13 protein-coding genes are annotated in these 12,358 nt (G+C 63.7%); 9 read left to right on the forward strand and 4 right to left on the reverse strand.

What is annotated here, in order from left to right:
• Positions 1–42: 42 nt before the first annotated feature.
• Positions 43–1,143 carry a hypothetical protein gene (locus ACR81A_RS04415; RefSeq protein WP_440312771.1) on the reverse strand — a complete coding sequence of 367 codons (1,101 nt, stop codon included), beginning with the start codon at positions 1,141–1,143 and terminating at the stop codon, positions 43–45.
• Positions 1,144–1,270: 127 nt separating this feature from the next.
• Here ACR81A_RS04415 and ACR81A_RS04420 point away from each other — a divergent pair, with 127 nt between their 5' ends.
• Positions 1,271–1,618: a hypothetical protein gene (locus ACR81A_RS04420; RefSeq protein WP_440312772.1), complete on the forward strand. Its 348-nt coding sequence runs from the start codon at positions 1,271–1,273 to the stop codon at positions 1,616–1,618.
• 113 nt (positions 1,619–1,731) lie between these two features.
• On the opposite strand, the gene ACR81A_RS04425 is transcribed toward ACR81A_RS04420, so the two are convergent.
• Both ACR81A_RS04425 and ACR81A_RS04430 read right to left on the reverse strand, forming a co-directional pair.
• Positions 1,732–1,968 carry a hypothetical protein gene (locus ACR81A_RS04425; RefSeq protein ID WP_440312773.1) on the reverse strand — a complete coding sequence of 79 codons (237 nt, stop codon included), beginning with the start codon at positions 1,966–1,968 and terminating at the stop codon, positions 1,732–1,734.
• Complete coding sequence (locus tag ACR81A_RS04430; RefSeq protein ID WP_440312774.1) at positions 1,961–2,260, reverse strand: hypothetical protein; 300 nt, start codon at positions 2,258–2,260, stop codon at positions 1,961–1,963. Before ACR81A_RS04430 ends, ACR81A_RS04425 begins: the two co-directional genes overlap by 8 nt.
• A 138-nt stretch (positions 2,261–2,398) precedes the next feature.
• Here ACR81A_RS04430 and ACR81A_RS04435 point away from each other — a divergent pair, with 138 nt between their 5' ends.
• The 3 genes from ACR81A_RS04435 to ACR81A_RS04445 all read left to right on the forward strand — a co-directional run bounded on the left by ACR81A_RS04435 (position 2,399) and on the right by ACR81A_RS04445 (position 5,649).
• Positions 2,399–3,190, forward strand: coding sequence for a hypothetical protein (locus ACR81A_RS04435; RefSeq protein WP_440312775.1), 792 nt, complete (start codon positions 2,399–2,401; stop codon positions 3,188–3,190).
• A 41-nt stretch (positions 3,191–3,231) separates the two neighbouring features.
• Positions 3,232–3,840, forward strand: coding sequence for a lipase (locus ACR81A_RS04440; RefSeq protein ID WP_440312776.1), 609 nt, complete (start codon positions 3,232–3,234; stop codon positions 3,838–3,840).
• Positions 3,841–4,608: 768 nt separating this feature from the next.
• Complete coding sequence (locus ACR81A_RS04445) at positions 4,609–5,649, forward strand: hypothetical protein (RefSeq protein WP_440312777.1); 1,041 nt, start codon at positions 4,609–4,611, stop codon at positions 5,647–5,649.
• A gap of 10 nt (positions 5,650–5,659) precedes the next feature.
• Here ACR81A_RS04445 and ACR81A_RS04450 read toward each other — a convergent pair whose 3' ends face one another.
• On the reverse strand, positions 5,660–6,043 hold the full coding sequence (locus tag ACR81A_RS04450; protein WP_440312778.1) for a hypothetical protein: 384 nt from the start codon (positions 6,041–6,043) through the stop codon (positions 5,660–5,662).
• A gap of 102 nt (positions 6,044–6,145) precedes the next feature.
• Between ACR81A_RS04450 and ACR81A_RS04455 the strand changes: the two genes are divergently transcribed.
• From ACR81A_RS04455 to ACR81A_RS04475, 5 genes are all read left to right on the forward strand, one after another.
• Complete coding sequence (locus ACR81A_RS04455; RefSeq protein WP_440312779.1) at positions 6,146–6,541, forward strand: hypothetical protein; 396 nt, start codon at positions 6,146–6,148, stop codon at positions 6,539–6,541.
• 263 nt (positions 6,542–6,804) lie between these two features.
• Positions 6,805–7,470, forward strand: a complete 666-nt coding sequence (locus ACR81A_RS04460) for a response regulator (protein WP_440312780.1) — start codon at positions 6,805–6,807, stop codon at positions 7,468–7,470.
• A 386-nt stretch (positions 7,471–7,856) separates the two neighbouring features.
• Positions 7,857–11,129, forward strand: coding sequence for a DUF7507 domain-containing protein (locus tag ACR81A_RS04465; protein ID WP_440312781.1), 3,273 nt, complete (start codon positions 7,857–7,859; stop codon positions 11,127–11,129).
• A gap of 367 nt (positions 11,130–11,496) precedes the next feature.
• Positions 11,497–12,105, forward strand: a complete 609-nt coding sequence (locus tag ACR81A_RS04470) for a hypothetical protein (RefSeq protein WP_440312782.1) — start codon at positions 11,497–11,499, stop codon at positions 12,103–12,105.
• A complete protein-coding gene (locus ACR81A_RS04475) occupies positions 12,102–12,299 on the forward strand; it encodes a hypothetical protein (protein ID WP_440312783.1) in 198 nt (65 codons plus the stop codon). The genes ACR81A_RS04470 and ACR81A_RS04475 overlap by 4 nt, the downstream gene beginning before the upstream one ends.
• Positions 12,300–12,358 lie beyond the last annotated feature (59 nt).

The following is a 12,358-nucleotide window of genomic DNA, read 5'->3' on the forward strand; positions in this document are numbered from 1 at the left end:
GGATACCTCCTGTGTATGAATGCGCGGGATGGGATTGGGCTATCAGCCGAGAATGAGGCGAGCCAGCTCCTGGCCTTCTGGGGTGCAGCCGTAAACGGACCCTGCGTAGCCCCACTGATTAGCGATGCAGTCGGCAGCGCTCTCAGCGTGGGCGATCTGCCATTCGTAGCCATGAGTGTCTGCGATAGCGCTGTATCGATCGTTATGCAGGGAATGGGCGCTTTCATGTGCCGCCGTGTAGCCGGCGCTGGGGGTGCACCACGCACTGTCATCCGAGCCGGAGCTGAGGCTAACAACTCCGCGTGTTCCTCCGAGTTCGACAATCCCTGCAGTGGTCTGTCCGCGAACGCCGAACAAGTCCGCCCAGACGACTTGTGCCCCGGATAGCGAGGCGACCAATGCTTCGGCCTGTGCACGGCAGCTGCCGCCGGTAGCCGGGGCGGGGGTGCCCTGCGACTGCTGCTGGGGCGCGACGCTGGGGGAGTAGATGGTCTGCCCGGCGGCTTGCTCTGAGGCTTCAGCTGCGGCGGCTTCCTCGGCTGCTCGTGCCTCTGCCGCAGCTTTCTCTTCTGCGGCCTTCTTATCGGCAGCGGCCTTCGCATTCATCTCCGCAACCACTGTGGCAGTGGCCTCCGCGAGGTCGAACTTGCTCGCGGCGACGGTCTTGGTGCGGAGGTCATTGAACGCCTCGCCGAGGTCGTCGGCCTGCTCAGCGATCACGTGGGGGAGCCAGCTGTGAACGTCGTCGGCGGCGCTGGTTTCCTTGGTCGCGGTCGTCTGCGCGTCGAGGTCTGCGAGCTGGGCCTCAGCGTCGGCGATGGCAGCGCGAAGCTCGCGGAGGCTGTGCTTCTCAGGAAGCGCACCCTCTGCTCCCGCCTGCTCTGCCACCTTCTCCGCTGCCGTGATCTGCTCTACCAGCTCCGACCGGGTGGTCTCGGTGATGTCGAGCTGGCCGTCGATCAGCCGGTGTGCTGTGGCGACGCGGTTAGTCTGCATGGCGTGAGCGTCGACGAATTGCGGGATGCCGATGGCGGCGGTCGCGATCAGCGAGGCGGATGCGGCGTAGGCGATGCCGCGGGTGACGCGGTGGCCGGCGTAGTAGCGAAGGGCCTGGCGAATCTCGGCGAGGGTGACGGTGCTCATGATGACTCCTGGTGTCGTGTCAGCGGTTCGCATTCTTGCGACCTTATCGACGCAAGCTTAAGGCGTCAGTTTGCTTCTTGCAACCTTAAGGTCGCAAAAAGCGGGAAAGTGTGCGAAAATCATGAGCATGACCACCGATAATCAGAATTCACCTGCCGAAAAAGCCGAAGAGTCGCTCATCAGTAAGCTGACCGATAAGCGCTACGTCACGTCAGCCGAAGCGATCGAAATTCTCGGCATTGACTCAACTAGGACGCTCAAAAGTCTGCGTGCTGAAAAATCAGCCGGCGGGCGGAGATTTACGCAGGACGGTAAGGAGTGGGATGTGCCGCTCTCCGTGCGTGCTGGGATGCTGCCTGAGCCGGAAGGCGAAGTATTCCGAACCCTCGTTTGGGATCGCGCTGCGCTTCTGGCGATCGCCGAAGAATTCAAGGCCGCGAAAGTTGTGCGCGCCCCACGCAAGAAGAAGAAGTAATAGCGCAGTAATCAGCGCTCAATTGCGAAGCCTCTCCGGGTTGGTCTGCCTGGAGGGGCTTCCTGCTTGAGGTGGGACGGAGTGAGTCAGCGTCCTGCCGGTTGTGGTGGTGGCTAGGGGAGCAGGCCTGCCTCGGCGATGCGGTCGAGCCACTCCTCGACGCTGGCCTCGTCGAGTGGATGCTGGTTGCGGTCGCGGAGCCAGATCTCGAGCGTTGAGGCGTCAGGGATGGTCTCGCTGGCCTCGGCGCTCGAGGCTCCGGTTTCGTAAGCGACGAGATCGATAAGGGCGACCTGCAGGTCGACAATGTTCTCGCGAGCGGTCTGGGTGGCAATGGTTGGGCTACTCATCGTCTTCGTTCTCCTTATTGGCGCGATCGGCGATGTCAACCATGACCCAGAAGTCGTCGGGGATTATGTAGCTGAACGTGCCGTCGTCGTACTCGATCTCAGTGATCATGCTGTGGAGCGAGGTCATGTTCTGCCAGCGAGCCTCGACCATCTCGGTAGCGGTGAAGCCTGCGGCCGAGAGGAACTCCGGATCCTGCTCGTTTTCGAGGGCCTCCTGGATGGCTGCTTCGGCCTCCTCGCGGGTGGTGAAGCTCCAGAACTCTACGTCTGCGTCGCGGCGAATCTTGCTCATCATCATCTCCGTATCTTGGCCACTTGACTTCTTGCGACTTTATGGTTGCAAGTCTAGGCGATGTTCGGTACGCTTGCAACCATAAAGTCGCAAGACATATATGGAGCTCAGCAAAAACCCAGCCCCAAAGGAGGCACCGTGAGCAGCGCAACCCCCGCCGTAGACGCAGCGGTAGACCCGGTGAAGCCGCCCCGCTACATCGATGTGGAAGGGCGTGGAATGCAGAAGCTGATCATCCTCGGACTCTGGGTTGTGGCCTGGGCCGCGTTCGTCGTGAGCGCGCGCTCGCTCTATGCCATCGGCACCGACTGGCTCCATCTAGAACCGGCAATCGCGCTCTGCCTGCCGCTTGGTATCGACATGATGGCCATCGTCGCTGCGATCAGTCGCCTGCGGCTGCGTGCCCGTGGTCTCGGCGCGGCGCTGCCGGGGCTGTCGCTGCTTGTCATCGCGCTCGTCTCCGTCGCGGCACAGTCCGTGCATGCTTGGTCGATCAGCGGTGTATGGACGCCCGAGACGATCACAGGCGTAGCGATCTCGGCAGCCATGCCGCTGACTGTGCTCGCTGCGTCGGAGATCATGGTGATGGTCATGGCGCCGCCGAAGGCCGCGAAGCGAGTTCGCGGTGCCCGACGAACAGCTCCCGCGGTCGTGAAGAAAGTTGCACCCGCTGCGCAAGCCAGCACGCCGGCGAAGGCCGCAGCCAAGCCCGCAGCTGCCGCGACGAAGCCGAAGCCAATGCCGCCTGCCGATCTGCCGGAGCGACTGGCTGACGAGAGTGACCTCGACTACGCCGTTCGTCTCCACGTCGAGCACGGTTTCGGACAGCGCAAGGCTGCCGAGCTGGCGGGTACGACTCGGTCGAAGCTCGAAACCCGACTCAAGCAGCGCGCTGCGACTGAGACCGACCGACCGGCGCTGGCGGCGTAAGCCACCGGCCATCGGCACGACGTACCGGAGGAACAGCACTCGTGAGAACCGTCCCCGCAATCGCAGCCCTCGTGGCTGGCGTCCTCCTGCCGGTGGCTGGTGTGGCCGAAGCGGCGCAGGCGGCGACCCCTCGGTACGAGATCGAATGCCTTGATATTCAGCCGCCGCAGACTCTCGTGACGGCCGACGCCGAGCCTGCCCGCGTGCCGCTGTCCGCACCCACCGTGGCGGTCGTCGAGCCGAGCTACGACTGGCGGGCGGCGGTGGAGATGGCGTACGCCGAGGTCGGCAGCGCGCGGCCGACGGGTTGGGCTGCGCCGGGTGAGTGCATCGAGAGCGCCAGGCGCTGGGTGAACGCCGGTGGCGGAGGCTGGGCCGGCGTAGGGAGCGTCCTCGACAACTACCTCGGGGCGATGCGGCACAGCGTTGGTGAGGCCGTGCCTGGCGATGTGATCCAGTATCACGCCGACGGGGCTGAAGGCGCATGGGCGGTCGGCGTACACACCGTGCTGGTGACCGGGATCAACGCCGACGGCACGTTCAAGATCGTGGAGTCGAACAACCCCGGCGGCTCCGGGCTGGTGACGAATAGCGATAGCTGGACACCGCAGCCCCCCGCTGGGTTCCATGCCGTCGCTTGGCGGTTCTGAGCGGCGGCCGTGTGGCGTCGGCAGAGGGTGTGAAGTAGGGGAGGAAGGTGGGGGAGTAGTGAACTATCTGAAAAACAAGATGAGTATCGAGATGATCGTCCCCCCCGCCGCCAGGCGCAACGCTTGCAGAGAAGAGTCGGCGCCGCCCCGCCAGCCAAGCCACGCAAGTACAGGTGCGCCCTACGACGGAAGCTATCAGCCAGATAGTCGTTGTGCTTTGCTTCCTGTTGCCTGCCTCCCTCGCCAGCTCGCCTACGCATGACGGCGGCTATCAGTACGCCTGCGGCGCAGCGGCAGGGCAAAGCCCGCACGCGCACGCCGTCAGCTCGACAACTGACCGACAGACATTCGTCTGCTTGGGGCTACCTGGCGCACCGGTTGCTCTAGGCCCGCCGCCAGTAATGCGCACATGACCTTTTCTCGCTCAGCTCCGCACGCGAGAAAAGCCAGTTCGACAACAGACAACCGTCCAGACGCAAAGGATGACCGATGACCAGCATCGCCCTTCGTTCGTGGCTCGCTTCTGCGGCTCACCGGTACAGTGCCTCGCGCTCTCAGCTTCTGTACGCCTCCTGTGCTTACTACGCCGCGCGTTCGTCGGCACCGTCAGCAGCGGAACTCCATCGGGCGATGCGCATCGTCTGGGGCGATCAGTCATTCAGTCTGTCGTCAGTCCGTGCCGCTCTCTCACAGCTCGCTATGGCTCGCGGCTCCGGTCCCTCTCTCTCCGCCCCACGCGCGGCGGCGGCGCGAACGCTGGCGCTGGTGATGGCACCGCATGACGGCGTAGCAAAAAGACGTCAGGGGATCGTCCGTCGTGCGCTTGCCGTGATCGGCATGACCTCCATTGCCGAAGCGCAGCGCTGCGAAACTATGCAGTACGTGATCGTGTCCTCTCGGTGGCTCGCGCTCCGACTCGGCGTGACACAGCAGGGTGCGCTACAGGTGGTCAACGTGATGAAGTCAGCCGGGCTGCTGACCAGCGAGAAGCTGCTCCGTGATCAGCGCACGCGCGCCTTCAAGCTCCGCGTGCTGTCGCACGCCGAACGTTTGGCGGCTGAGCTGGCGTGGGCTGACGATGTGTCCGAGCTGCTTGCGTTCGTGACCACCGGCGCTGCGCCGACCGCTGGCTCCGTGGCTGACGTGGTCGCCGGGGCGGACTCCGCGGTGTGGCTGCACGAAGGCACCCCGGGCGGCGCATGGACGCAGGCGCTCCGGGAGGCGATGCTGCCCCGCGCCAAGGAAGCTCGCACCGTCGGCAGAGACGTGGCGGCAGCGTTGGGGACCCGCCGTGGCCGGCAGATCGGCAGGGAACTAGAGTCGCTGGCTGGCTGGCCTAGCCGACTGGGTTCGCCGCAGAAGTCCGCCGTCGCTCGGGCCTGGCTGGCTGAACGCCCGGCAGACCGGCCGATGGTCGAATGGGTGGCCGAGGTGGCTGAGGGTAGCGGCGCTGCTGCCGCGGCGGCCGAAAGGAAAGCAGCGGCGGATGCGGCCCGGCGCGCGAACCGGCGGGCGGCGGATGCTGCAACCGGCGGGGTCCGCAGTTATCGCACTCCGGAGGAGACAGCCGTCGCTGTGCTGCAGCGTATCGGAGATCGCCCGGCTGATCTCGACGAGGCGCAGGGCTGGCTTGGCCAGGTGGCGGATGCGTGGGGGAGTATCGGCGACCGGGCAACGCTCGCGCAGCGGGCTGCCATGCGCGAGGCCGTGCGGCGGGTGCTCGTCGGCGCGGGGATGGCTGATGATCGTGCGCAGGTCGCGGCAGACCGAGTGACCGGCGCGCGGATGGTGGAACGAGTGGCGGCGTGACGGCAGTCGGCTACTCGCCGTAGTACCGGTGAAGTCCGACTTCGAAAAGCTCCCCGCCAAAAAGAAGTTGACCTATACCGATTCCGATGACGCTCGCCACGGCTACTGCGAGCAGACCATACGCGAGGCCAGGCAGCCGCCAGCGCTGCCATCCAAGCGGCAGGAGAATGGCGAGGCCAATGAGGTGCGCCGTAATCAGCGGGATGCCTCCGAACGCGAAGCCGAAGCCTTCCATCGTCGTACCGGCGTTTAGCGCTTTGCCTTGCTCCGACTCTGCTTCGAGTTGCGCGAAACCGTACCAGCACCAGGCGACGACCATCACTAGGATGCCGATGCCTGCGAAGAGCCAGAATTTAGTGGCCGAGCGCTCGGGAACAAAGGCGGTCGTGGTCATGGTGATCAGAGTATCCGGCAACAGCGAGGTGATGGGGTGATAGAGGGGCCGCGCATTGACCACTCGTGCCGCCGAACGGTCTGGCCACGGGAGGAGATGGTGATGGTGATGGTGATGGTGATGGGTGAGCCAATTCAGGTCATTGAAGGCTGCGAGGCAGCGCCAGGTACGTGGGTCGTGACGACTGTCTCTGGCTCCGTGTACCGCGTGATGGTAGCCGAGGACCGCTCAGCGACGATGGTCCGCGGGCGGGCTGCGGTCCCTGCTGATCCTGAGTTCGGGATGCCCGGGATCGAACTGCATGGCGACGGCGAAGAGCTTGAGCTCGTGTCGTGGAGCGCTTGCGTAGGGCCTGACGCGGGCGCTGTTTTCGTCTACTGGGCTGAAGAGCGTCAGAACATGGTCGAGCGCAGCGGGAGTATCTACGCGGGCACGGTCCGTAAGACCTCGTCCGTGGTGGCTATTGAGTACTCGCCAGTTTCGAAGGATGCGCTCTGAACTGCTAGACACTCATCGCGTTCGATACGTACTGAGTAGTACGTAGCTCAGAGGGTTGACGAATCTGCTGATCGCCGGACCCCGGTGAACCACAGCACCTCAAAGCCGTACCTGCTGCGCATACGTTCTGCGTGACCCCCTCCGGGGGTCATTCGATCCGCGTCGGACCAGGCGTTGAACAAATACGGGGTTCGATAGTCCAGGGGGAGTCGAATGTCGTGGGGGCAGCCGGGTCCCTGGCGTGGAGCATCAAGGAGTCGGATGTGCGCGTGCACAAAGTTGTGGTCGTGGAGGACCACCTCATGCAGCGCAAATACGTGACAGCGCTCCTCAATCACCAACCAGATCTCCGAGTGGTGTTTGCCTGCGAAGAACTGCCTGAGCTTATGGAATGGATGGAGACGGCGGGCCGGAACGTGCTTCCAGATCTCGTTCTTCTCGATTTGATGGTCGACCGGCGCCCGCACGCAGACCCGCGAATGGTGGCGAAGCTCCTCGCGCATCATCGATACCCGGGGCCCAAGGTGGTGCTCTTTTCCGCACTCACGTCTCCGCCGCTCGCGAGGCGGATGATCCAGACAGGCGTGCACGGCGCCATCGGGAAGCGAGACAGCGAGGCGAGTATCTTGCAAGCTGTCAGAGCGGTGTTGAATGGAGAGTGGTGGGTGTCTCCCGAACTTGCTGAGCTCATCGCGGACGATCCGAAGCGGCCAGCTTTGAGTGAGCAGGAGGAACGTGCGCTCGCTCTGTACGCGTCGGGGTCCTCGATCGAGGAAGTTGCGGCAGCTATCGGCGTCAAGACGAACACAGTGAAGAAGTACCTGCAACGAGTGCGGAACAAGTATGCCGCGGCGCAGCGTCCATTGAACTCACGATTGGATTTAGCGAAAGCCGCCGCTGATGACGGGTACCTCGCCGTTGCCGGCTGAGCTGATGCGTATTCCCAGGCCGTGACCCCCGGCGGGGGTCAAAGGATCTGGATGCTGGATCGGCTGGGATCGTGACGCCTAGCTTTGGGGGTGGGGGAGCGGATCGCCGCACCTGGCTTCACAGCTGGGGCAGTGATCACACGGAAGGTTCTCGGGTTCGCACCCGATGGCCTCTCTTTGTCATGCCTTCTCGGCGTGGGCGCTCTCCTGCTTGCACCATCACCGCCGCTGGTTGGAGTTTCCCGCTGGCGACACGAGCGAAAAGGAATCATATGCAGCACATAAGGCTGAGGGGCTCGTCGAGCTCCGAAGTTCCCGAGGAGGTGACATTGGCTACTCAGGAGCGTCGCCGCGGTATAGGCCGCGGTGTGAAGAAGTCTGCTGCAGTGGCTCTGGTCTCCTCGCTGATGATGTTCGGCAGCGTTACCGCTGCCCACGCGGCTCAGTCGCAGGTTGACCCTGCCCCGAACCCGCCGATGCCGGCACAGTGTGAGCTTGATCTTGCGCTGAGCCTTGACCTGTCGAACTCTGTGGATGACGAGCAGTTGCAGCTGATGCGTAACGGTGTCGCGGAGCTTGCTGAAACGCTCAGCGATTACCCGGTTCGCCTGTCGCTGCATAACTTTGCATCGAACGCGCCAGCTACTGGCGCTCCGAGCAACGCACCGCTGCCGCTGACAGCTCTCGACGACGCTGGAATCAGCAGCGTGTCCAACTGGGTGCAGGGAATCCAGCGTCCTTCGAACCAGCAAGGCGGCACGAACTGGGACCGCGCGTTCGCAGCGGTCGAAGGAACCCAGGAGTCGTACGACGCGCTGCTGTTCGTGACTGACGGCAACCCGACCCAGTACGGCAGCCCCGCACAAGGGCCGGGCAACTCGACTGACGTTGCGACGATCACTGCCGCGGTGGAGAGCGCGAACTCGCTCAAGGCGACGGACACCCGGATCGTTGGCGTCGGCCTGACCGACAACATCTCCGACATGAACGAGTTCCATGAGCACATGTCGCAGATTTCGGGTCCGGTCGAGGGCAGTGACTACCTGTCGACCAACTTCGAAGGTCTGTCCGACATCCTCCTCGAGCTGATCGCCGACAACTGCGCAGCAGCTCCCGCGATCGACCTCGTGAAGACCGCGGCTCTTGCCGATGGCGATCTCGGTGTGGTGGGCGACACGGTTGAGTACACGTTCACTGCCACGAACACTGGCGGTCGTACGCTCACGGATGTTGTGATCACGGATCCGAAGCCGGGCCTGTCTGATCTCACCTACTCGTGGCCCGGTGAGGCTGGTGTTCTTGAGCCCGGTCAGCAGGTGACCGCGACGGCAACGTACACGATCATTGAATCGGACGTCGACAACAAGATCATCCAGAACTCGGCGACGGTGTCTGGTAACCCGCCCACGGGTCCTCCGGTCACCGACGAGGACGATGCAGAAGTAGTCCTCCCTGATAATCCCGCAATTGATCTGGTGAAGACCGGTACCCTCCGCGGTTCTGGCGTTGCCGGCGACACTGTCGAGTACACGTTCACGGTGACGAACACCGGTGATGTTGTTCTGACTGATGTCACCGTTGCTGACGAGCTCGATGGTCTTTCGGAGATCGTCTTCGGAGTATGGCCCGGCGAAGCGGGCGTCCTGCAGCCCGGAGAAACCGTCACTGCGACGGCGAGCTACGTTCTGACACAGGCCGACGTGGACGCAGGCGGCGTCGACAACATCGCGACGACCACTGGCAACCCGCCCTCGGGGGATCCGGTGGAAGACGAAGACGATGTGACGGTTCCGGTTGATCCGGCAGCCGCGATCAGCCTCGTGAAGACCGGCGCACTCGCAGAAGGCGCAACCGGCCAGGCAGGCGACACTGTCGAGTACACGTTCACGGCGACCAACACCGGGAACGTGACGCTCACGGACGTGTCGATCACGGACGAGCTGGAAGGCCTGTCCGAGGTTACGTACGGTGAGTGGCCGGGCGAAACCGGTGTCCTCGCTCCCGGCGAGCAGGTTACCGCAACGGCGACCTACGTTCTGACGCAGGCTGATGTGAACGCAGGTCAGGTAGAGAACACCGCGACCACGACTGGTACCCCGCCCACGGGCGATCCGGTGGAAGATGATGACATTGAAATCATCCCCGTGGATCCCGCACCCGCCATCGAACTGGTGAAGACCGGCGGTCTCGAAGACGGCGCAACGGTTATTCCGGGCGACCTGATCGAGTACTCCTTCACCGCCACCAATACAGGCAATGTCACCCTCACGGGCGTCACGATTGACGATGAGCTGGAAGGCCTGTCGGAGATTGTCTACACCTGGCCGGGCGAAGCTGGTGTCCTCGCTCCGGGTGAGCAGGTAGTCGCGACCGCGAACTACGCGCTGACGCAGGCGGATATTGACGCAGGCAACGTGTACAACTCGGCGACCACCACTGGCAACCCGCCCTCGGGTGACCCGGTGGAGGACGAGGATGAAGAGGACGTGCCCCTCCCGCAGCTGCCTGTGATTGATCTGGTGAAGACCGGAACGCTTGACGGCGAGGGCACAGCTGGTGACACGGTGAACTACACGTTCACCGTCACGAACACCGGTAACGTCACCCTGTCCGATGTCACGATCACTGACGAGCTGGAAGGCCTGTCGGACATCACGTTCGGTCAGTGGCCTGATGCCGCTGGTGTTCTTGCACCGGGTGAGCAGGTCACCGCGACCGCAACCTATGTGTTGACGCAGGCTGACGTGGACGCAGGAAGCGTCGACAACATCGCGACCACTACTGGTACCCCGCCCACGGGCGACCCGGTGGAGGACGAGGACGACGTGACTGTGCCCGTGACGCCGGGTCCGGCAATCGACCTGCTGAAGTCGAGCACCCTTCCGCAGGGCGCGGGCTCCGTCGCCGGTGATCAGGTGAATTACACCTTCACCGCTACGAACACCGGCAACGTCACCTTGACCGACGTGTCGATCACTGACGAGCTGGAAGGCCTGTCGGAGATCGTCTACACCTGGCCTGGTGAGGCTGGCGTCCTCGCGCCCGGCGAGCAGGTGACGGCGACCGCGAGCTACACGCTCACGCAGGCTGACGTGGATGCTGGCAGCGTCGATAACCACGCGCTCGTCACCGGCACGCCTCCCACGGGAGACCCTGTTGAGGATCCGGACGAGGAAAACACGCCGCTGCCCCAGGCGCCGGCCATCACCCTCGTGAAGACCGGGAAGCTGAACGGCGACCAGATCGCCTACACCTTCACTGTCACGAACACCGGCAACGTCACCCTCACCGGGGTGGAGATCACCGACGAGCTCAAGGGCCTGTCGAAGATCACATACGGCTCCTGGCCGGGCGAAGCTGGCGTGCTGGCTCCGGGGGAGCAGGTGACGGCGACGGCGAGCTACAAGCTCACCAGCGCCGACCGTGATCGCGGATACGTGGACAACCACGCCTCCGTCACTGGCAACCCGCCCAGCGGAGACCCGGTGCAGGCAGACGACGATGAGAAGATCACCGTCGGAGCCCTCGCCGTGACCGGTGGGCAGGGCATTGCTACCGCGGGCTTCCTCGCGGCCGGCCTGCTCCTTGCCGGCGGAGTGCTGTTCCTGCTCCGCAGGCGCCGTGCAGAAACGCATGAGGCTACGGTCCAGATGAACTAACCTTCCGTAGTTCAGTACCTTCCCCGGCTCTCAGCGTGATAGTTGTGAGTCGGGGAAGGAACCGGCCTCGTCGCGATCCGAAACTTATCTTCGCGACCAAACCCTCAGACTCACCACACCCAGCGGCGCATCTTCGCAAACTCCCCCTTTGAGCGAAGCTTTCCCACGTCGCAGGGGTGGTGTTACCGCCGCCTGATCGAGATTCCCTAGGGTCATGACAACCCACACATTCGATCATGAGGCGGCACCCCGTGCAGCCCTGGATCCCTTTCCCCGAAGGCGGTCCAGGGCTGCACTCTTCAGGCAGTACGGCTATCGTCAGCCGTGCTGCCTGAAGCGTATTGAGAGCGGTAGATAGGCTGGGCCTATGCCCGCCCGTCGCCTTCTCTATGCTCCGCTCGTCTTCGCAGCTCTCGCCGCGACCGTCGTCGGCTGTGCCGCAGAACCAGCACCGGAGCAGGCACCTCGACCATCGCAGACGACGGAGGCCGTTGAGGCACCCAAGCCCGTAGAGAAGCCGGTCGAGCAGCCTGCGTCCACGTCCATCCCTGAGACCTGCGAGGAACTGCTGCCGCTCGCGAAGGTGCGCACTTACGATGATCGACTTGAGGCTCACCCCGGCGTTGATGCCGAGACTCAGCTTTCAGGCCTGATTGGCCCGATGACGATGGCCACGTTGCAATCTGGCGAGCAGCAGATTTACTGTAACTGGGGCATTACTGGCACCGACGCGTTTGCTTACCTCGGCGCGAGCGTGATCGACGAAACAGCGAAGGCCGAATTGGTAGCGGCGTTGCGCGACTCGGTCTACGAGGAAGTGCTGGCGGATGGCGCGGAAGCGCGGTTCGTGCAGGCGCCGAGCGCGGAGCACCGGTACACGGATCAGATCATTGTGGAGGGTGATCTGCTGATCGCGGTCAGCCATACGATTACCGGGAATTTCGCGCAGGACGCTTGGGCGGGGATCCGCCGGTGACCGGTGCGGTCATCTACTCGATGACCTGCCGTGCATGCGGGTTCCTGGAGGAGCATCGGGTCGAGGGTATTGCGGAGCCCGAGTTCAACATGGTGAACCCGCGGCGGATTAGAGACGCTGGGGGAGTGGAACTGACGGTGGCCGGGTGTCCGCTGTGCGGCGGGCGGGTGCTGGGTGAGGTGCGGGTGGCATGATGCGTGATGTGACTTACTTCAAGTGGCAGAGGCTGCCTACGTTTATGACTAGAGACGGG

It is taken from the genome of Leucobacter chromiireducens (genome assembly GCF_051993095.1).
GTDB lineage: Bacteria > Actinomycetota > Actinomycetes > Actinomycetales > Microbacteriaceae > Leucobacter > Leucobacter chromiireducens.